This is a genomic window from Streptomyces sp. NPDC086787 (assembly GCF_044745865.1).
Classification (GTDB): Bacteria; Actinomycetota; Actinomycetes; order Streptomycetales; family Streptomycetaceae; genus Streptomyces.
The window spans coordinates 24,205-43,373 of the sequence record NZ_JBIVBC010000018.1 but is presented as its reverse complement, the minus strand read 5'-3'; the positions used below and the strand labels follow the sequence as shown (position 1 = coordinate 43,373).

Genomic DNA, 19,169 nt, shown 5'->3' with positions numbered 1-19,169 from the left:
GGTTGTGGACGGACCGAACCAGCCTACGCCAGGGGCCGCACCCGCCCGACCTCAGGCCGCGTAGGCCCCTGCCAGCAGGCCGACGAAGGCACCCGCGAGGAGGAACGGACCGAACGCGATGGCCGACTTGCGCCCCGCCCGCCCGGCGACGACCAGGACACCGGCGTACAGCGCGCCGAGGACGAAGCCGGCGAAGGTGCCCAGCATCACCGTCGGCCAGCCGTACCAGCCGAGGGTCGCCCCCACCCCGAGGGCCAGTTTCACGTCCCCGAAGGCCATGCCCGCGGGGTTGATGAGGAACAGCGCGAAGTATCCGGCGCAGAGCGCGAGGGCGCCGTAGAGCGCGGTGAGCCAGTGGCCCGCGTGCTCGGGCAGCAGGGCGGCGAGGCCGAGCAGGGCCAGGGCGGCGCCCGCGAGGGGCAGCGTCAGCGGGTCCGGCAGCCGCCGTACCCGGAAGTCGACGACCGCGAGCAGCACCCCGACGGGCGCGAGCAGCAGCCAGGCGCCGAGTTCGGGCCTGGTGCCGGTGGCGGCGGCGAGCGCGGCGCACACGGCGGCGGTGACGACCGGCAGGAGCAGGGCGCCGGGGCCGTACGCGGGTCCAGGGCGTGTCCTGGCGCAGTCCCGGCACCGTGCCGGTCCGAGCCAGCCCCGGACCGGGTGGCCGCCGGGACAGTGCGTCAGCCACGCCTCGCCCGCCGGGGCGGCGAACCGGTAGGCGGCGCGGGGCAGCAGCAGACCGGTCGCCGCGCCCCACAGCGCGGCGACGGCGATCAGCGCGAGGTCGTCGCTCATCCGGCGGCCGCGGCGCCCTCGCGCCAGCTCGGCAGGAGTTCGTCGAGCAGCGCCTCGGTGCGCGGCGGCAGGCCCCGGGCGCCGCTGCGGCCGAGCAGGTCGGCCGCGAGCGACCGGACGCGGTCGGGGTCGCCGGTGGCATGGGCGGCGCGCAGCAGCTCGTGCCACAGGCGCTCGTCGTCCGGGGCCGACTTCAGGGCGGCGTTCAGCGCCTCGATCGCCTTCTCCGCACGGTCCTTCTCCAGGTGGAAGGCGGACAGGGCGAGCCCGGTGTCGGCGACCAGCAGGGGCAGCTGGGCGTCGATGATCTCGTGGGTGAGCCAGCCGTAGCGGCCCTCGGGGCGGTCGGCGAGCAGCGGGCCGCGCACGAGCACGAGCGCGTCGGTGAGCAGCCGTCCGCGTATGGCCCGGCTGTCGGCGCCCCTGCCCTGGGTGGCCTCGTGGTAGAGCGAGCGCAGCACGTCCAGGTCGGAGACGACGGACTTGGCGAGGGTGAGCCGGCCGGTCGGGTCGGTGCCGAGGCGGGGGGTGCCGTCGGGGTCGGTTCCGAGCCAGGCGCGCAGCCGCTCGACCAGCGCGTCCCGTACGTCCTCGGTGACGCCACGCGGCCACAGCGCGGAGGCCAGCACCAGCGGGTGGACGCCCTCGCGGTGCAGGAGCAGCAGGGCGAGCGCCTCGTGGAGCAGCGCGCTGCGCTCCTCCTGCGGGTTGCCGAGCCCGATGACCTCGTACGGTCCCACCAGTCGCGCGTACACCGCGGGGCGGCCCTGCTCGCTGACGTCCACGAGGAACGGCGGGGCGGTGGCGGGGCCGTCGGGGTCGCTCTCGGGGTCGGCCTCGGCGAACAGTTCGACGATCGCACGGTGCTGCACTGCGGGCAGGACCTGCGCGTCGAGTTCCAGACCGAGCAGCGGGGCGAGCAGCTTGCCCTCGGGGGTGATCTCCATCTCCCAGGCGGCGCCGGGGAGTTCGCCGCTGTCGGTGCCGACGAGGTAGCCGATGCCGAGGCGTCCGGCGTCGGTGGCGAGTTCGGCGAGCCTGGCGGCCGCTTCGTCGTCGGCGGGCCGGTCGGCGAGCAGGACGAGGTGCGGGGCCCAGCGGGTGTGCTGGGCGGGCCCGGTGCGGCCGGTGAGCACGGAGTCGTGTCCGGCGGTGCCGAGCGCGCCGCGCCGCTGCCGGGTCTCGGCCTCCATCGCCTCGATGAGGTCCTCGACGCCGTCGAGGTGGCGGAGCCGGTTGGGGGCGAGCGGAGTGAGGTCGGCGCCGAAACCGACGAGGGTGATGGTCATGCGGTCGGACCAGCCGTTGGTGGCGAGTTCGGCGGCGACGGAGGCGAACACTGCGGCCCGGTCGGCCGTGCGGCCGCTGAGCGAGACGATGCCGGGCACGGCCTCCAGGTTGAGCAGCAGCCGGGAGCCGTCCATGGTGCCGAGGCTGACGAGACCGGGGTACGGCGCGGCGGTGTCCGCGTCCTCGTACCGCTCGGCGTCGGTCCTGGCCAGCATCCAGAACGTCTGGTCCTGCCCGACCTGCCAGGGGGCCGGCGGCTCGGCCGGCTGGGCGAGCTGAAGGTGCAGGTCGCCGTCGCTGAGCCAGGCGGCGTAGACCACGGGCAGCGGGCGCGACTCGGCGGCCAGGGAGGCGGCGAGGCCGCGCAGCGCCCGGTCGAGCAGCCGTACGCCGTCGGGGTCGGCACCCACGAGCAGCGCGTCGTGGACGTCCTGGGCGTCGCCGGTCGGCGTCGGCGGCTCCATGCCGCGGCGTCCGCCGACGGTGCCGAGCGCCGACTGCCACAGCGCCTGCCGGCGCCTGCGCCCGAGGGCGCCGAGCAGACCGGCGGCGAGCAGGGGGGCGCCGAGGAGCGCCTCGGGCAGGCCGAAGGAGTGGCCGGTGGCGCCGGTTTCGGAGGCGGCGGGGGTGGTGTGCGCCGACTGCTCCTCGCCGGCGGGGGCGGGCCGCTGCGCGGGGACGGAGATCTGGGCGGTGGCCGGGTCCTGGGCGCCGTGACCCTGATCCCCTTGTGCGCCGTGGCCCTGGTCCTTGTGTGCGGCGTGGCCCTGTTCCCGGGCGTGGTCGCCGGTCCTGGCGTAGTCGGCGATGTGCTGCCGGACCTCGTGGGAGACGTGTGCGTCGGGGTTCTCGACGAGGTCGCCGCCGTGCGCGTCGCCGGGCATCTCCATGATCCAGCCGGGGCGGATGAGGCTGGCCTCGGACAGCCGCGAACCGTCGGGCTGGGCACGGTCCTTGTTGAGCTCGTAGATCTCCTTGTACCGGCGGCCGTCGCCCAGGTGGCGCTGCGCTATCTCCCACAAGGAATCGTGGTGGCGTCCTTCGGGCGGCTGGATCCGGTAGTACTTGGTGTCCGCCGCCTTTGCGCTGCCGCCTCCCACGTCGGCGCGGGCGTGGGCGGCGGCGTGACCGGCCTGCGCGGCGAGGGCGCCCGCGGTGTCCGCGGCCTGCTCGCGCTCCTGCGCGAACAGCCCCGGAGTCTGCTGGGCCGCGGCGACGGTGCCCTTGTGGTTCCCCTCCGGGCTGTGCCCGAGCTGGGAGAGCCCCGGCGTGAGGCTGGCCGCGGTGGCGCCGACGAGCAGCAGGGCGGCGACGAGCTGCCGGGCGAGCAGCTGGCTGGGTCCGGAGCCGGGCACCCGCCCGGGGATTCCCACACCGGACAGCGCGGCCTTGACCTCCACGAGCACGCAGGCGGTGAACTGGGCCCAGGCGAACCACACGATCACGGTGAGAACGTGCAGGAAGGTCTGGACGGTGATCTCCTGCTGCAGCCAGTCGAGGCTCGGCACCCCGTGCGGCAGCGGCCAGCCGACCTCGACGGCGAGCGCGCCGGGCACGCCCAGGACGAGCACCAGCAGGGCGAGGAAGGCAAGGAACGCCTTGACGAAGTCCCCGAACGAACGCCGCCGGACCCGTACCGGCTGCGGGGTCCGGTTCCGCGGTGCCGTCGGGGTTCCCGTCGAGCTTGATGTGCTGCGTCGCGCCATGGCGAGAGTCCTGGGTCGTGTGTGGTGGGAGGGGCTGGTTCGGGGGGTGGGTCGAGCCTACCGAGATCCTATGGACTGGGTCCGACAACGTCGAAGCCCGGGCCGGTGACCCGGGTCCGACCCCTGCACAATCCCCGCACAATCGCCACGCGTTCCCCCTGGCACCGCTCAAGTCCCTGTCGTAGGGCCCTGTTAGCTTCGTTCCCAGTCGCACACACGTATCGAACATCGGGGGAGACTCGACCGTGGCTCGCCACACCCTGACCATGACCACCCTGACGGCCACCGCCGCCCTGCTGCTCAGCGCCTGCGGCGGAAGTGGCGGCGGGGACGACGACATCAAGGGCGCGGACACGGGCCCGACGAGTCCCACGGCCTCCGCCTCCGCCTCCGCTTCGGCTCCGTCCGGCGTCAAGCGTCCCGTGATCGCCCTGCCCGGCTTCCAGTTGCCGTTCGAGAACTGGAGCAGCGGCGACCCGGTGAAGCAGGCGGTGCTGAACGACGCGAAGGAGGAACTCCGGGCGGGGTATGCGGCGATCATCGCCAACGACCCCGACAGCGAGGCCGTCGCCTTCTACGACAGCAAGGGCGTGGTCCGGCAGACCAAGGCGTGGATCAAGACGTACACGGACAAGAACCTCACCGTCATCGGCAAGTTGCCCGTCTTCTCCCCCGAGGTGGGTGTCATGGCGAGCGGCAAGGGAGCATCGCTCACCTACTGCACGGACGAGAGCCACGCCTCCACCAGAAACCGCGCGACCGGCAAGGTCGCGGGCAACCCGCCGGGCACCAACCCGTACGTCCGCTACGAGATCTCCCTGGCGAAGAGCCCGCAGGGCGTGTGGCAGAGCACCGCCGTCCGCTCCGAGCGGGGCAGGTGCGGCAGGTGACGGCGCGGCACCGGACCGTACCGGCGATCGCCACTGCGCTCGCAGCGGCACTGTTCGGCTCGACACCCGCCGACGCGCTCGGCGACGGAGGGACCGGCACCCGCGGCAGGGCCGACGGCGCCGCGCTCTCAGCCTCCGCCCACTACTCCGGCATCAAGGTCACCCGGGTGAGCGGCCCCACCGGCGGCCGGCAGTCCACGGTCACCTCGACGGACGTCAACTGGAAGCCGCCGCCGTGCTGGTACGAGCCGGTCTTCTCCCCGGCGGAGCTGAAGAACTTCGCGGAGCACGACGGCCAGGGCGACGCCGGTCTCCGCGACGGCTGGTACGGACCGGAGCTCTGGACCGACCACTTCAGGGACGGCAAGGACGCGACCACCATCTTCACCGAGCCGTCCACCGTGAAGGGGTACAAGAACTACAACCTCGGCAAGGACGGGTACTTCTGGCGCGGAGTCGCCCCGAACGTCGGCACCGTCGACGACACGTCACTGTGCAGCCGGCTCATGTTCTGGGTGCCCGCCGGCCACATCCCGGCCGTGCCGAAGGCCCCCACCCCGAGGACCCTCGCCGAGTACGCCTACGACCAGGTCAAGGTCCCCACCACCGAGGTCGAGCTGAAGCCCAACGCCAGGTCCACCGTCAACGTGCCCACGTGGGCGTGGCTGGACCGGAACGACTTCAAGGAGGTCAAGGTCAGGGCGGAACTCCCCCGCACCGGCCTCTGGGCGGAGACGACGGCGAAGCCGGTCGCACTGCACCTGGAGCCGGGCACCGGCGACGCCACGACCTTCCCGGCCTCGGGCGACTGCGCGATCAACGACGACGGTTCGATCGGGACGCCGTACCGGACGGGCGACGCCGACCGGACCCCGCCGTGCGGCGTCACCTATCTGCGCGCGTCCGACGGCACCCCGTACCACCTGAAGGCGAGCATCACCTGGCGGATCAGCTGGCGAGGATCCGACGGCAGCGGCGGCGACCTGCCCGACGGCACCTTCGAGACCGCCCGGGACGTCAGCGTCCAGGAGATCCAGTCGGTGAACCGCTGAGGCACGCGGCGCACACCGCGCGTCTCACCCCACCTGGTTCTCGGCCCTCGCCCTGCCGTGCACGACGACGTCGCCGTCGTAGAACATGCCCGTGAACACGGGGTCGTAGGTGAGCTGGACGTCGACCTCCACCTGGTCGACGTCCGCCGTCACACAGTGGGTGGCCGCGATGTCCGCGCCGGACATGTCCATCTCGCGGGCGTAGGCCTTCACCCGGGCGTCGCAGTTCTGGAAGTTGATCGGGGCGACCCCGCCCACGTTGTCGTAGAGGGCTTCCTTGTCGATGTCCTGGGCGGCGTAGCGCGCGGCCTGTTCGGCGAGGTCGGCGGCGCGTTCACGCTTGGAGATGGACAGGCCGCCGTCGATCACGAAGGCCGACAGGGACAGGAAGACCAGCGCGAAGATGATCACTGCGCCGGCGCCGGAACCGCGGTCGTCCAGGCGGGTTCGGCGGGCGGCCCACCATGCTCGTGCGGTCGTCCGCACGGTCCGTACGGCGATGCTCACGACGACCTCCGGTACGGGTCCAGGGACGAGGAGAAGCTCGCGGACAGGCGGGTGGGGATGTCCAGGCCGAGCGAGGCCAGACCACGTACCTGGCAGCTCACCTCCACCGTGAAGAAGGGGTCCACGTCCGGGTGGAAGCCCGCGCTCTTCTTCACGACCGACACCGGGCCGGAACACACGTCGGCGAGGTCCGCCTCGGCGGCCCTGCGAGCCTCGGACATCGCCGTGGCCGAGTTCTTCTGAATGGACCCGGCCCGCGCCGCGTCCCGTGCGGCGCCGTCCAACGCGCCACGCCCGTCGACCAGTTGGCCGAATCCGACGAGAACGAGAATGAACAGGATCAGCACCGGCGCGAGGATCACGACCTCGACGGTCGACAGTCCCCGGTCGCCCTCGCCGATCCGCTGCCGCACGGACGCGAAGCCCATCTAGTTCCCCTCGTCCTTCACGAACCGCTCCACCGGCCCCGCCGACTGTGCGTGCACCGTCAGATCGAGCCCGGGGAACACACTCGGCACCCGCGCCGAGATCTCCACACCCACCGTGTTCGGCTCCGGCTGGAGCATCTTCACGTCGGGCGACAGCACCAGCTGCGGACCCAGCTGGCGGATGTAGGTGTCGACGGTGTCCCGGGCCTCGCCCCGCCACTCGCCGGGGTGCTCGTCGGCCATGGCACGGGCCTTGCGGGCACCGGCCTGGGCGGCCGCCTGGGCCACGTGGTCCGCGAAGAAGTACAGCGCGAACTGGACCGTCGCGAAGATCATGAAGAAGAGGACGGGAGTGAGCAGCACGAACTCGATCGCGGTCATGCCGGACTGACCGGACTCACCGCGCGCGGCCGCGGCACGTCGCCGCGCCCATCCGGCCAGGTCCACAAACACCCCCGTCAACCTGTCATCCCCGTTGCTGTGTCGCTGTGTTGTCGCTGCGCTCAGATGGTCAGCAGGTCTTGTCCGCGCTGGCACCCTCGACGCACTTGCCGACCTTGGTGGCACCGCCCTTGAGCGCCACGTTGATGATCCCCGCGACGACGCCGACGATCGCGACGACGACCGCGGAGATGATCACCCACTCCACCGCGGAGGCACCGCGGTCGAGTTCGCCGGAGCGGGCGCGCTCCACGCGGCCCTGGAGGAAGGTGACCAGGAAGTCCACGGCCGGGATCCCGGTCTGGAAGTTCCGTCCGTTCATCATGACTTGTCCTTTCGAAACAGCGGTTGGCGTAGGTTCGGGAAACGGCTCACACCTGGAACACCCGAATCGCCGCCGGGAAGATCAGGAACACCAGGAAGCCCGCGCACAGCAACAGCTGGGCCACGAGCATCGACTGCGACTTCTCGCCCGCGCTGCCCTCGATGTCGGCGAGTTCGCGGTGCCGCATGGTCTCGGCGCGGGAGGCGAGCGACTCACGGACCTTGGCCCCGTCGTCGGCGACCAGCGCCAGCGACGCCGACAGGTCCTTCAGCTCCTCGACACCCAGTTCCTCGCCGAGCGCGCCCAGCGCCTGCCACTGACTTACGCCGGTGATGCGGGCGTCGGCCAGGGCGTTGGCGATACGGCGGCTCGCCCAGCCGTCGGACACCTCGGCGGCCGCCATCAGGGCCTCCGGGAGGCCGCGGCCACCGGCCAGGCTCATCGACACCAGGTCCAGATAGGCACCGATGACCCGTCTCAGGTCGCGGCGCTTGTCGGCCGCGTCCCGCTTGACCTCCAGGTCGGGCAGGAAGAAGAACAGTGCCGCGAAGAGCAGGGCCAGCCAGAGCGGGACGACCGGTCCGGAGCTGAAGCTCAGCGTCCAGGCCACCGCGAACAGCAGCGGCCCGAAGAACAGGCCGGCCGTGGCCAGCAGCACCTTCGTGGCGAGGAAGTTCTCCCAACTGCGTTCCAGAACGGCCAGGTCGGCGCGGAGCGAGCGCTGCTCCCAGCCCTGGTGGAGATAGAACTCGGAGATCCGGGCGCCGATCTCGGCCCGCAGGGAGCCGAGACGTCCCGCGTCCGCGGTGGACTGCCGGGCCGACTCGTACGCCGATCCGCGTGCCCGCATCGCGTCGATCCGGGCGACCTGCGCGACCGCGCTGCGCTTGCTCGGCATCAGCGCCCGGATGAGGGCGTAGACACCGAGGCCGAAGGCCACGCCGACCAGGATCGGCATCGTCAGGTTCACCGCCGTACACCTTCCTCGGGTCGGAACTGCTGGGCCTGCGCGTCGGGTTGAGCGGGCGTCTGGGGGCGTGCGAACCGCACCGAGGTCTCGGCACGGACCAGGAAGCGCTCCGGCGTCTCGATCGTGGACAGCTTGCGCAGCCACCAGAAGCCGAGTGCGAACAGGGCGCAGACCAGAGCGAGTACGAGCTGTCCGGTCGGGGTGCCGTAGGGGGCCACGAAGTCGCGGTTGAAGACGGACAGGCCGAGGACGAACGCGACGGAGACGGCGACCACGATCTGCACCGAACGGCGGGTGGAGGCGCGCTGGGCCATCACACGCTGGCGCATGTCGACCTCCTCGCGGGCCGACTTGGCCAGCGCGCCGAGAACCTGGCGCAGACCCGGGCCGCGCAGCCGGGCGTTGAGGATCAGCGCGGCCACGATGATGTCCGCGGAGGCGTCGTCGATCTCGTCGGCGAGAAGCTGAAGTGCGTCCGGCAGCGGGGTGCGGGCACGCAGCTTGTCGACGAGGGAGTCGAGGTGGGGGCGCAGGATGGGGGCGGCGGCACGGGCGGAGGCCGGAATGGCCTGCTCCAGGCCGACGGCACCGGCGATGGTGTCGCGCAGGGACTCCGTCCAAGAGGCGAGGGCCTCCACTCGGCGCATGGCGGCCCGCTCCTCGGCGGCGCCGCCGAACAGGCGGTCCCAGAAGAAGACGAGGACACCGGCCGCGATACCGGCCACCGCCCAGCGGGTGAGCAGCAGGACGACGAGACCGATGATGGCGGCGAGCGAACCTCGCTGCCCGGCGAACCGTATGAGTTCGGCGGCCCGTTCGTTGGCCTTCTGCTTCTCGTGCTCGGGCTTGGCGGGCAGTCCGCGTATCGCGATCATCAGCAGCGCGAGTCCGCCGCCGACGGCGAGGCCACTGCCGAGGGAGTAGAGGACCTCGGTGGAGAAGAGGCCGCCCAGGGAGCCGAGCGAGCCGACCGCCACGTATGTGTCTGTCATGCCGGTCACCCCCACGCCCCGTGCGGCTGGTAGCCGAAAGCCATCAGTTCCTCCAGGCAGGCTATGGGCGCGTGCGGTACGACCCGGCCGTCGGGGGCCTCCGCGAACACCTCGCTGGACAGCACCCGCCCGTCGACACCGTTGACCTCGCGCACCGAGGTGACCATGCGCTGGAGGCGGCCGCCGCTCTGGTAGTTGTTGCGCCGCTGGATGAAGACGACGAAGTTGACCGCGCCCGCGATCAGCATCTGGCTGGCCTCGATGGGCAGCCGCTCGGACGCCTGCAACGCGTAGGTGGAGATACGGTTGAAGACCTCGCTGGAGCTGTTCGCGTGGATCGTGGACAGCGAGCCGTCGTTGCCCTGCGACATCGCGTTGAGCATGGTCACGATCTCGTCGCCGAGGACCTCACCGACGATGACCCGGGAAGGGTTCATACGCAGGGAACGGCGCACGAGTTCGGCCATGGCGATGGTGCCCTGCCCCTCCGAGTTGGGCAGCCGCTCCTCGAACGCCACGACGTTGGGGTGGAGGTCGGGAAACGTGTCGAGCCCGAGCTCCAGGGCGCGTTCGACGGTGATGAGCCGCTCGTGCGGCGGGATCTCGTTGGCCAGGGCACGCAGCAGCGTCGTCTTGCCGGCGTTGGTGGCGCCCGCGATCATGATGTTCTTGCGGGCTCGGACGGCGCAGGCCATGAAGTGCGCGACCTCGGGGGTCAGCGTGCCGTTGCCGACGAGGTCGGAGATGAACACCTTGCCCATGCGGGCACGACGGATGGACAGCGCGGGACGCCGGGTCACGTCCATGACGGCCGAGAGCCGGGAGCCGTCCGGCAGCCGCAGGTCGAGCTGCGGGTTGGCGGAGTCGAAGGGTCGCGAGGACAGACCGGAGTAGGCGCCGAGCACCTGGATCAGCTCGATGAGCTCCTCGTCGGACTCGGCGACCGGGTCAGCCTTCGCCTCCCGCCCGTCCGAGTAGCCGACGAAGACCTGGTCGTAGCCGTTGATGTCGATGTTCTCGACCTCGACGTCGTCCAGCAGCGGCTGGAGCCGCCCGACACCGAACAGCGCGGCGTGCACGGCGGCCGCGTACTGCTCCTCGGTCTCCGCGTCGATGGGGGTGCGACCCGCGTTGATCTCGGTGCGGGCGTGCTCCTCCAGGAGCTGCGCGATGACCGCGCGGGCGTACTGCCGCTCGTCCTCCGTGGACATCGGCGAGACACCGGACGCCTGGTCGAGGCGGCGCTGCTCGGCGATGCGGTCACCGGCGTCCTGCCGGAACCGCTTGACCAACTGGTGGTCGACAGCGGTCATCGGCCGGCTCCGGCATGGCCCTGACCGGCCTGCTGCGCCGGGCCGTGCTGGCCGGGGTGGCCGCCCTGGTTCGCCTGGGCGGCCACGGTCCAGGCCGTGCCGTACTGCTGGTAGAGGTCCGCGGTGACCTTGCGTGCCGAGCGGATGAGCAGCGACTTCTCCAGGCGTCCGCGCCTGCGGCCGGCCAACTGCTCCGCGCCCGCCGGGTCGTCGGCGATGGTGCCGACCACGCGGGCGCCCGCCTGGGAGTGCACCAGCATGTCGTTGACCTGGTTGACGAGCTTGGCGGAGTTGCCCGGGTCGGCGATCAGGAGGATGCCGATCAGCGGGGTGCCGAGCGCGGCGGCGCCGCGCGGTCCGCCGTGCAGCTTGGCGGTCAGGGCGGCGGCCCGGTCCCGTACCCGGGCCAGGGCCTCCGGCTCGGTGCGCGAGACGAGCAGGACGAGCGCGGCGTGCGGGAACAGCTCCGCGGCCGGGGTGTCCCCGGCGATGCGCCCGCAGTCGGCGATGACGTCGGCGGCCTGGTGCGGGGAGTCGGCGAGGGAGGAGAAGGCGTGGCCGAGGGTCGGCCAGAGTCCGACGAGACCGGTGGCCTGCTCGGCGTTCCCGAGTCCGACCAGGACGTCGAGACCACCGCTCAACGGCTGCACGTGGTCCCAGAGCTGGTCCGGCACGAGACCGCGGCGAGCGGTCGCCGCTATGGACAGCATGCCGATGTTCGGGTTGAGCTGCCCGCCGTGCGCGGCGGCACTGCGGTAGACCAGGTCGCCGCCCGCCGGGTCGGTCTCGGCGAGCAGTGAGCGCCGCGGCCAGACCGCCGCGAGGGCGACAGCCGTGGTGGTGACGCCGGGGGAACCCTTGTCGGCGGCGATTGCGATGAGCGCCATGAGATGCGTGCCGCCTTCTAGTTGCCGCTGCCGGGCACACGCACCACGGCGACACCACCGGCGGACGCGGCGCGCGCCACAGCGGCGGCCTGGCCCTGGTCGACGAGCAGTGTGATGGAGAGGTTGCCCGTGCTGACGGTGGCGTCGCTGTCCTCGTCGACCTTGTACACCTTGGCGTTGTCGACGAGGGCGGCTCCACCGGCTGTGCTTGTGGAGGCTCCGGACTTGCCGGCACCCGAGCCGCTGGAGTCGACGTTGTAGACGGCGACCGTGTCTCCGGCCCTGATGCCGTCCGGGTACTGCCCCTCCTTGAGGGCGGCGCCCACCACGGCCTTGCCCGCGGGCAGACTGACCCGCTGGGCGAACATCTGGCCCACCAGGGCCGTACCCGGGTAGATCGTGGACTTGGCCTTGTACGTCTTGATGACGTCCAGCTGCTCCGAGCGGACATAGTCGATCCCGCTGTCGGCGGCGACCATCACGGTGGTGACGTCACCGTCCTCCAGGGACTCCCCGGCCTCGATCTGATGGGTGGCCTTGAGGACCTCGATACGGTCCCCGGCCCGCAGCACGAGCGTCGTGGCACCGAGCGCGCCCAGCAGGATCAGCAGTACCGCCAGCGCGGCGAGCGCCGGCTTGCGCTCACGGGGCGGTGCGGGAAGCCGGTCACCGGCCGAAGGCTGAGCCGGAACGGCGGAACGACCGGCGCCCGCCCCCGTACGCTCTTGGATCTTCACGCAACCGCTCCCCGTACACCCAAGAAAATGTCTGCCAATACACCTGCAACAGAGGACACTCCACCCCCGAACGCCCTTCCCGGCATGCGCCGGTTCAGCCGGACGTGCTGGACGAACCGCCCAGCCTGGCCGAATAGCGGCGGCCGAAGTGAGTGTCAAGCGATCGCACCGTATCAGTCATGCATAGGCCCCTCAAGGCGCCTTGGCGCCCTCCTGTCACACCTGAATCAATGTTACGTCTCGCAATTCCCTTAGCATGAAACCCAGTTGGTCAAAGACCACAAGCCGGAAACATCCTGTGCGTCAGCAAATGACCGGCTTCCCCACGATGGCCGACCCTCGGGCGCCGCCCTCACCGATCCGTCAAAATGCCTGCACGCTTTACCCACACGGATTGGACGCGGCCCGTACGCAGGGCTGGACGGACCCGCGACCAACCTGGCATTGGTCCCCCGCGCGGGTCCGCATCAGCCTCTTCCAACCGGGTGGGCCCTAACCCTGCTAGGAGCCGGCGCGGTCTTCGCGATCACCACCTGAGTGGGCGCCGCACCCAAGCGACGCGACCTCATAGGTCGGCGGTCGGCCAACTGGTTGCTCTTGCGTCGCCATGCGGCGCCTCCCCGCGCGACGTACAACTGGACTCGTCGCTCGCGACCTCCCAGGGCGTGTACGGAGTCCGGGAGACGAACTTCGCTTTGAAGAGCGGACAGGCGACCGTCACCAACCCGAACAGCGACGGGCAGGTCTGCGCGACCGTCCAGGACACGGCTCAGCGGTTGACGGCCTGGATCTCCTGAACGTCGACCTCCTGGGTGGCCCCGAAGGCCCCGTCGGGCAGGTCGCCGCCCGCACCGTTGCTACCGGTCCAGTGGATCCTCCAGGTGACGGTCGCCCTGAGCTGGTATGAGCCAGTACCCGAAGAACGCAGGTACCGCACTCCGCAGGGCGGCGCCTGGTCGGCCTTACCCCTGGCGAACGCCTCACCGATGGTGCCGCCACTGATCCCACACACCCCCGAAGCCGGGTAGGTCACCGCGTCCGCAGTACCCGGGTCGATCTTCAGGGACACCGGTTCGGCGGTGACCGTCGAAGAGATCCCGAGCACTGGAACCGACGCGGTTACGGCTACCGGCTTGAACTCGGCACCGTCCAACCAGGCCCAGGTCGGCAAGTTCACCTTGGTCTCGTCGGCGGGAGCCAAGGTCACCTTGGTACTGGGCACGCGGATCTCGTTGTACGCAAGCCCTGCGAGCACCTCCGGGGTGACCGACTGAGGGGCGCTGGCCGGCGGGGACTCTGCCTTGTCCACCCAGAAGATCGGCTGGTCGCAGTCATAGGCGTGCGGATCCGCCTCGCGCCCGTCCGTCACGAACGACTCCCAGAAGTAGCCGTCGCCGTCCTTGCCCTTGTTGAAGTCCTTGTACGGCTTGCCGTTGACGTACCGGTCGCGCTGCTGCGAGTCCCACAGGTCACCCGTGGAACCCACCTCCCAGATCGGTTCGAGGTGCGCCTTCAGCTGATCGGGCGTATACCTGGGCGCGTAGTAACAGGCCGGGGGAGTCCATGTCGTGGTGGAGGTCACGGCACCGGCCGACGTCCCGGAACCGTTCTTCGACCGGTCGTAGACGACTACGGAGGCAGAGAGCGTGTCGCCCTCTCGGTCTCCGTTCGCCTGGGTCTGGGAACCGCTGCCTGTACCCCCCGGGGTGAAGTCGGCCCAAGCCACTGGGCCAGTGGCCCACGCCACCACACCCACGATGGCGCAGACCGAAACTCTGGCTACGGTTGACACTGGGCTGCCCCCCTGGTGGAAGTGATCTGAGACGTCTGCCAGACCCCGATGGAGTTCTTGTCCAGCCTGGTGTTGTACACGACGTAACTGTTCTTGGTTACGGCAGTCTTGGCGATCTTTTTCGTCCTCTTGTCCTTGCTGAAGCCTTTGCTCTCGTCAGCGCAGTACGTGAGGATGGCTGTCGTTTTGCTCTGCAACGTCAGCTTGCGGTCGAAGTAGCGAGCTTCACCCGTCATGGTTGCGTTGGCTTTCTTCCACTGGTCCACCCAGGAGAACGCTGCGACGCGAGCCTTGCCGGTGTTGTAGTAGGCGACCGCCACGCCCTTGGGGTCTGTCCCCGCAATGGCAGCATCCACAGCCCGCACGCTCTCAGCGCTATCGGCGAGCACCGCGTCCTTGACGGCGTCTCCCGTCTTCACGCCTTCAAAGGTCAGGGTCAGGTCGGATGGTAGCTCGATCTTCGGCCGTCCGGCCGAGCTCGCCGCGGTAGCACTCGGCGAGGCCGGCGCCCCACTGGCCGTATCAGCTCCGGGGATCTTGTCATTGGACTTCGGCTTGCCTTCGCCCCCACCCCCACCGCAACCGGCGAGCAGAAGTACGGCCGTCGCTCCGGCTGCGGCTGCCGCGAGCAGGCGGGTTCTAGGGGTCACGGTGGGCTCCTATTGGGGCGGTTGAGAGGCTTGATACAAAACCCGAATAAGGTATCGGGCTTTCCTGACACTCCGCCAGAGCAAACTCGCCCCTGCCAACACCCGTCGGAGGGCGCCGCCATCACCGCATCGTTTCCGAGAGCGGCGATGAGACTCGGCGCTAGGGTCCGTCTATCCCCTGCGCCTCTGCCCAGCGGTGAAAGAGGGTCGTGCCGGTCACGAGGAACGCACCGGCAGTGATACCGACAGTGACGGTGTCGACGCTCCGGTCACCGGGCAGAGGCTCGATCCAAGGGACGATTCAGTCGTGCGGGTCCTCGAAGAGAGCGACGTGCTGCCCTTTGTGGAACTGGTCTTAGTAGTTCTGCCGTTCGGACACGTCGCGCACCTCACCGGACTCGTCCACGACCCGGCACACCGACAAGTCGGTGCTCTTCTTGAGCCCTTGGCGTGACCCCGTGTCCGTCACAACGGCATGCATCCGGCCACCGAACTGCTTCAGTTACAGCTCGTAGAACGTGGGTCCCGCGAACAACGGAAGTGCGAGCACGCATAGGGTCGCGAGCGTCGCCGCACCGGTGCGGCGCCAGATGCCTCCCACAATGATGGCTGCCGCCGCCGCCACGATCAGCGTGATGACGACCCCGATCCACATTCCGTATGGATAGTGGGCAATGACGCCCGCCAGGCCTCCGATCGCTGGTGTGAGGAGCGCCCACACGGGGCTGTTGAGCGTGCGCCGCCGCCTAGTGGTCATCACCCCTGCCGGCACGAACGTCTCGTACGTCTCCACGCGGAGCTGCTCTCCCGTTACTTCGCGCAGTCCCGAAGGGGCTGCTCAGCGACTTCCTGACTCGCACTTTACCCAGCCCCACCGTCGTCGGGGTCCGCGCATTCCGGGTCCCCAGCGCTCCGGAGACCGGCGCGTCAACGCGCCATCCGCGTTCTTTTTCCCCCGCGACAGGAGCCAGGTTTCAAGGCCCTGTCCTTGTATGCCGACGCCGAGGGCCGTACCCCTTCTCTGCCACATCGGTGATCCTCGCAGCGCCGATGGAGCCCACCGCACGGCTACCGTGCACCTCTCCCCTCATGGATGTGGCCGAGGAGGCCCGCTTCAGGTCCCGTGCACGCCACGATGGGCGCGCGGGGTCGCGGCGAAGTCGCAGAGATCAGCCTGACCTTCGGTCCGGCCGTGTCTGGATCGGCACCCGCCAGGCGGCCGTCGACGCCGCACTCGTGCCGTCGGGCCACGACGAGCAGTTCTGGACGCCCTTCATCCAGCTGCAGATACCCCTGCCCAACGGCTCGGCGCTGGTCCTGGAGATGGTCACCCCCACGCAGGGGGCTGGGAGGTCTTCTCGTCCATGTTCGCGGGCATCCTGAAGATGCCTCTGTCTCTTCGACGACCAGGGCAACTCGTTGGAGCCCTCCGCGTGACCGACCCGAAGACCCTCGGCCCCCGGAGGACTACCGACTCCTCGTCCCCCGTGACTGGTTCCGGATCGACCTCACCCTCGACCGCTGGCGTCCGCAGCTGAAGACGTTCATCGACCAGCAGGCATCCCGGCGACCCATGTCGGCGGAGGCGAGGCAGGAGCTGTGGACGGCGCTGCGCAACACCGCCGAGCGCGGTGTCGCAGAAGGCGCGCTGGAACTCTTCCTCCGCACGGAGGCCGAATCGGCCACGCCGGCCACCCTGTTGGTCTCCCTCCTGCCGACACGGGGAGCGCTCGACTCCCCGCCGGAGGAGTTCGCTCAAGCCGTCTCGGCCCGTCGAGGTTCCACCGCGGAGGTGACCGTCGTGCCGCTCCCCGCCGGGGACAGGGTGCGTGTGGCGACAACGACGACGCTGGACCTCTACATCCACATGCCCGGCGGCGTCGGCTACCTGCTGCTGGCCTTCACCGTGCCGTTGAGCGGCATCAAGAGCCCCATGGGCGACCTGTGCGAGGCCATCGCCTGCTCACGCGAAGGTCATGACTCCTGCACAGATCTCCCGCAAAGCGGGTGGCGGGGCATGTCATGATCTTCTTCGGGCTTCCCAGGAGGACGGCGAGACCTCCGGTACGAGAGCGCGAGCCCATCGGGGGAATGGTGTCGCAGCGACCCGGGCGAGCCTTCTGGCCGGCCCCACGACACTCGTCCTCGACGGCTGCGCCCCTCGGCACTCGATGCGGCCCACGAGCCTCTACTCGACCGACATCAAGGAGTCACCCCGTGAGGCAAGCCGCCCGGACCGCCTGTGCCCTGACCGCACTGTCACTCACCGCGCTCACCCTCTCCGCCTGCGGCGGCGGTTCGGGCTCCGACTCTGCCGAGACGTCGGCCACCGCCTCCGCGCCGAAGCAGGTCACCCCGGCCGACCGGCTCACGAAGCTGGTGATCACGGACGCGGACGTTCACGGATTCAAGGTCAAGAAGCCCGACTCGGACTACGCCTTCGCCGCGTCGCGCGACGATGTCACGGTGGACAAGCCGGCCTGCAAGCCGGTCGCCTACGCACTGAACCAACTCCCCCTCGGCAAGCCCGAGGCGGACCTCACGCGTGATGTCGCGCAAGGGGCGTACAGCGGCGTGTCCACGTACGTGACGCTCACCTCGTACGCCTCCGGCGAGGCCAAGTCGACCTTGGCCGAACTGTCCAAGTCCGTGGCCGCCTGTGGCGGCGGCTTCACCGCCAAGGCCAAGGTCAACACCAGCTCGTACGACTCGGTCAGCACCGAGAAGGCCCCTTCGGGCGGCGACGAAACCCTGGCTTTCAAGTCGACGCTGGCCTTCCGCGGCATCCACCACACCCTGCGCACCGAAGCCGTACGCCGCGGAGACGTCATCGCCGTCTACTTCTCGGTCAACGGCTTCGCCATCGGACAGGGCAAGCCGAGCGATGCGAAGCTGCCGGATGCTGTGGTGAAGGCGCAGAACGCGAAGTTGGGGTGACTTTGTGATCCGTCACTCCATGGTGGCAATCGCGAACCCTCGCACACCGCCCCCCCTCTGCGTCCGCAGGCGCAGTGAAGTCCGGATTCCGTGGGGACGCTGAATTGACTTGTCTCACGGGGAGCCCAGTGTGAAGCGTCATCCCTTGCCCGTTGGTGCCGCGCTCGTTTCCACCGCAGCTGCTCTGCTGACCGCTTGTGGCGGCGGAGGTGGAAGTCCCAAGGACAACAACAAGATCGCCGGCACTGACACGAGCGACGCACCGACGGCAACGCCACCGAGTGCAAGCGTCAGTCCCGATCGTCCCGAAATCACTCTGCCGAGCGACCTCACCGACACGTTCGGGGCTGGAAGACCGGAGACGCGACGAAGGACGCGGTCCTTGCCGACGTCCAGGGCGCCCAGTCCGCGACGGACTACTCGATCACGCGGGGCAGCACGAAGGAACCGGCCCTGTCCTTCTACTACTCGGGAGACGCTCTCGTCGCCACGTCGAAGTGGATCCAGTCGACCTTCATGGACCACGGACTGAGCATCACGGGCACGGTCCGATACTTCGACCCGAAGGTGACGCTCTCAGGAAAGTCAGCGGGTTCCATGCGCTATTGCTCCGATGAGAGCAAGGCATTCAGCAAAGTCCGCAAGACCGGCAAGGTCAACAAAACGCCTGCCGACGACACGGAGAACCCCCGCAGCGCCCTCCACATGTACCTCTCCGGCAACCGTTGCCCGCCGATCCGCGATTCGGCGTCTTCGAGGCATAAGCCCGACAGCACTTTTGTCACACGTGGAGTCGACAGTGGACTGCCGTTCCTTGGCTCCCAACCGACACGCTCCAGGGAACATCACGACCAATGCAGGGTGCCGGCGACCGCATCGAAGAGCTCCACCATCTGGTCCGCAAGCGGGTCCAAAGGCGTAGAGAAGCTCAGCATCAGCCAACGCCCCGTGGCGGGTACCGGCACGTAATATGTGACGCTGGTTGTAGGTAGCCTATTGCCCAGTTGCGCTTCAGGCGCGGGATCACTGCAGTGCCGGTATCGCACCGCCTTGCCGGCCGCCTCCAGTTGCACCACGCCAAGTTCAGCGCCATCAGCCAGTTCCGGTCCTGCGAGGTGCTCGGCAAGTTCCTCCACGTCCGATGTACGTGGCCACTCATCGGCTGCAGGAATGCTGATGAGCAACGAGGATGCCAGTGGCACCTTGCCGATGCTCAGCGTGGAGAGGTAGAGCTCGGTACCGCCAACACTGTAGGCCTCCTTGGCCTTACGCTGGAGGTCTTGCATGAGCTCCTTTTTGAGATGCGGAGCGTTGTCCACTCCATGGAAAGTCCGCTCGGCCAGAGCGACAATCGCTCGATCCCTTACGTCCGGATCGAGCGGGAGCTGAAACCACCCATCCGGGACAATGACACTGTAGTCCTCGGGAGGTGAGATGAATTCATCAGCTACCTTCAT

At 69.6% G+C, this 19,169-nt stretch carries 20 protein-coding genes; 4 read left to right on the top strand and 16 right to left on the bottom strand.

All coding sequences use genetic code 11. From position 1 onward, the window contains the following. Window positions 1-51 precede the first annotated feature (51 nt). Both ACIPK3_RS29835 and ACIPK3_RS29830 read right to left on the bottom strand, forming a co-directional pair. Window positions 52-795 carry a prepilin peptidase gene (locus ACIPK3_RS29835; RefSeq protein WP_402574638.1) on the bottom strand — a complete coding sequence of 248 codons (744 nt, stop codon included), beginning with the start codon at window positions 793-795 and terminating at the stop codon, window positions 52-54. Beyond that, complete coding sequence (locus tag ACIPK3_RS29830; RefSeq protein ID WP_402574636.1) at window positions 792-3,791, bottom strand: BTAD domain-containing putative transcriptional regulator; 3,000 nt, start codon at window positions 3,789-3,791, stop codon at window positions 792-794. Before ACIPK3_RS29830 ends, ACIPK3_RS29835 begins: the two co-directional genes overlap by 4 nt. A gap of 245 nt (window positions 3,792-4,036) precedes the next feature. Here ACIPK3_RS29830 and ACIPK3_RS29825 point away from each other — a divergent pair, with 245 nt between their 5' ends. Both ACIPK3_RS29825 and ACIPK3_RS29820 read left to right on the top strand, forming a co-directional pair. Next, window positions 4,037-4,681 carry a hypothetical protein gene (locus ACIPK3_RS29825; protein WP_402574634.1) on the top strand — a complete coding sequence of 215 codons (645 nt, stop codon included), beginning with the start codon at window positions 4,037-4,039 and terminating at the stop codon, window positions 4,679-4,681. Then, window positions 4,678-5,733, top strand: a complete 1,056-nt coding sequence (locus ACIPK3_RS29820) for a hypothetical protein (protein WP_402574632.1) — start codon at window positions 4,678-4,680, stop codon at window positions 5,731-5,733. Before ACIPK3_RS29825 ends, ACIPK3_RS29820 begins: the two co-directional genes overlap by 4 nt. A 24-nt stretch (window positions 5,734-5,757) precedes the next feature. Here the strand turns inward: ACIPK3_RS29820 and ACIPK3_RS29815 are convergent, their stop codons facing one another. From ACIPK3_RS29815 to ACIPK3_RS29755, 13 genes are all read right to left on the bottom strand, one after another. Beyond that, a complete protein-coding gene (locus ACIPK3_RS29815; RefSeq protein WP_402574754.1) occupies window positions 5,758-6,219 on the bottom strand; it encodes a TadE/TadG family type IV pilus assembly protein in 462 nt (153 codons plus the stop codon). Between the two features lie 17 nt (window positions 6,220-6,236). Continuing rightward, a complete protein-coding gene (locus tag ACIPK3_RS29810) occupies window positions 6,237-6,668 on the bottom strand; it encodes a TadE/TadG family type IV pilus assembly protein (RefSeq protein WP_402574630.1) in 432 nt (143 codons plus the stop codon). Beyond that, entirely contained in the window at window positions 6,669-7,049 is a 381-nt protein-coding gene (locus ACIPK3_RS29805) for a TadE family protein (RefSeq protein ID WP_402574752.1), read from the bottom strand. It abuts the gene before it with no gap. A gap of 130 nt (window positions 7,050-7,179) precedes the next feature. Then, window positions 7,180-7,431, bottom strand: coding sequence for a hypothetical protein (locus ACIPK3_RS29800; protein WP_402574750.1), 252 nt, complete (start codon window positions 7,429-7,431; stop codon window positions 7,180-7,182). A 49-nt stretch (window positions 7,432-7,480) separates the two neighbouring features. After that, a complete protein-coding gene (locus ACIPK3_RS29795; protein ID WP_402574628.1) occupies window positions 7,481-8,404 on the bottom strand; it encodes a type II secretion system F family protein in 924 nt (307 codons plus the stop codon). After that, a complete protein-coding gene (locus ACIPK3_RS29790) occupies window positions 8,401-9,396 on the bottom strand; it encodes a type II secretion system F family protein (protein WP_402574626.1) in 996 nt (331 codons plus the stop codon). The genes ACIPK3_RS29795 and ACIPK3_RS29790 overlap by 4 nt, the downstream gene beginning before the upstream one ends. A gap of 5 nt (window positions 9,397-9,401) precedes the next feature. Then, a complete protein-coding gene (locus ACIPK3_RS29785; RefSeq protein WP_402574624.1) occupies window positions 9,402-10,709 on the bottom strand; it encodes a CpaF family protein in 1,308 nt (435 codons plus the stop codon). Then, window positions 10,706-11,596 carry a hypothetical protein gene (locus ACIPK3_RS29780; protein ID WP_402574622.1) on the bottom strand — a complete coding sequence of 297 codons (891 nt, stop codon included), beginning with the start codon at window positions 11,594-11,596 and terminating at the stop codon, window positions 10,706-10,708. Before ACIPK3_RS29780 ends, ACIPK3_RS29785 begins: the two co-directional genes overlap by 4 nt. 17 nt (window positions 11,597-11,613) lie before the next feature. After that, entirely contained in the window at window positions 11,614-12,333 is a 720-nt protein-coding gene (locus tag ACIPK3_RS29775) for a hypothetical protein (protein WP_402574620.1), read from the bottom strand. A gap of 769 nt (window positions 12,334-13,102) precedes the next feature. Next, window positions 13,103-14,080, bottom strand: a complete 978-nt coding sequence (locus tag ACIPK3_RS29770; protein WP_402574618.1) for a hypothetical protein — start codon at window positions 14,078-14,080, stop codon at window positions 13,103-13,105. Between the two features lie 32 nt (window positions 14,081-14,112). Next, on the bottom strand, window positions 14,113-14,775 hold the full coding sequence (locus ACIPK3_RS29765) for a hypothetical protein (protein WP_402574616.1): 663 nt from the start codon (window positions 14,773-14,775) through the stop codon (window positions 14,113-14,115). A 355-nt stretch (window positions 14,776-15,130) separates the two neighbouring features. Beyond that, the gene (locus tag ACIPK3_RS29760) at window positions 15,131-15,256 is read right to left on the bottom strand and encodes a hypothetical protein (protein ID WP_402574615.1); all 126 of its coding nucleotides are present in this window, start codon (window positions 15,254-15,256) and stop codon (window positions 15,131-15,133) included. Window positions 15,257-15,277: 21 nt separating this feature from the next. Further along, on the bottom strand, window positions 15,278-15,568 hold the full coding sequence (locus ACIPK3_RS29755) for a hypothetical protein (RefSeq protein WP_402574613.1): 291 nt from the start codon (window positions 15,566-15,568) through the stop codon (window positions 15,278-15,280). Window positions 15,569-16,348: 780 nt separating this feature from the next. Between ACIPK3_RS29755 and ACIPK3_RS29750 the strand changes: the two genes are divergently transcribed. Continuing rightward, window positions 16,349-16,801, top strand: a complete 453-nt coding sequence (locus tag ACIPK3_RS29750; protein WP_402574611.1) for a hypothetical protein — start codon at window positions 16,349-16,351, stop codon at window positions 16,799-16,801. Between the two features lie 191 nt (window positions 16,802-16,992). Continuing rightward, window positions 16,993-17,712: a hypothetical protein gene (locus tag ACIPK3_RS29745; RefSeq protein ID WP_402574609.1), complete on the top strand. Its 720-nt coding sequence runs from the start codon at window positions 16,993-16,995 to the stop codon at window positions 17,710-17,712. Window positions 17,713-18,557: 845 nt separating this feature from the next. On the opposite strand, the gene ACIPK3_RS29740 is transcribed toward ACIPK3_RS29745, so the two are convergent. Beyond that, the gene (locus ACIPK3_RS29740; protein ID WP_402574607.1) at window positions 18,558-19,169 is read right to left on the bottom strand and encodes a hypothetical protein; all 612 of its coding nucleotides are present in this window, start codon (window positions 19,167-19,169) and stop codon (window positions 18,558-18,560) included.

What these genes read in the sequence shown, in the direction of transcription:
- ACIPK3_RS29760 (WP_402574615.1), bottom strand. Translation starts at nt 15,256, where the DNA reads ATGCATGCCGTTGTGACGGACACGGGGTCACGCCAAGGGCTCAAGAAG.
- ACIPK3_RS29750 (WP_402574611.1), top strand. Translation starts at nt 16,349, where the DNA reads ATGTCGGCGGAGGCGAGGCAGGAGCTGTGGACGGCGCTGCGCAACACC.
- ACIPK3_RS29830 (WP_402574636.1), bottom strand. Translation starts at nt 3,791, where the DNA reads ATGGCGCGACGCAGCACATCAAGCTCGACGGGAACCCCGACGGCACCG.
- ACIPK3_RS29780 (WP_402574622.1), bottom strand. Translation starts at nt 11,596, where the DNA reads ATGGCGCTCATCGCAATCGCCGCCGACAAGGGTTCCCCCGGCGTCACC.
- ACIPK3_RS29785 (WP_402574624.1), bottom strand. Translation starts at nt 10,709, where the DNA reads ATGACCGCTGTCGACCACCAGTTGGTCAAGCGGTTCCGGCAGGACGCC.
- ACIPK3_RS29805 (WP_402574752.1), bottom strand. Translation starts at nt 7,049, where the DNA reads ATGACCGCGATCGAGTTCGTGCTGCTCACTCCCGTCCTCTTCTTCATG.
- ACIPK3_RS29835 (WP_402574638.1), bottom strand. Translation starts at nt 795, where the DNA reads ATGAGCGACGACCTCGCGCTGATCGCCGTCGCCGCGCTGTGGGGCGCG.
- ACIPK3_RS29740 (WP_402574607.1), bottom strand. Translation starts at nt 19,169, where the DNA reads ATGAAGGTAGCTGATGAATTCATCTCACCTCCCGAGGACTACAGTGTC.
- ACIPK3_RS29790 (WP_402574626.1), bottom strand. Translation starts at nt 9,396, where the DNA reads ATGACAGACACATACGTGGCGGTCGGCTCGCTCGGCTCCCTGGGCGGC.
- ACIPK3_RS29810 (WP_402574630.1), bottom strand. Translation starts at nt 6,668, where the DNA reads ATGGGCTTCGCGTCCGTGCGGCAGCGGATCGGCGAGGGCGACCGGGGA.
- ACIPK3_RS29800 (WP_402574750.1), bottom strand. Translation starts at nt 7,431, where the DNA reads ATGAACGGACGGAACTTCCAGACCGGGATCCCGGCCGTGGACTTCCTG.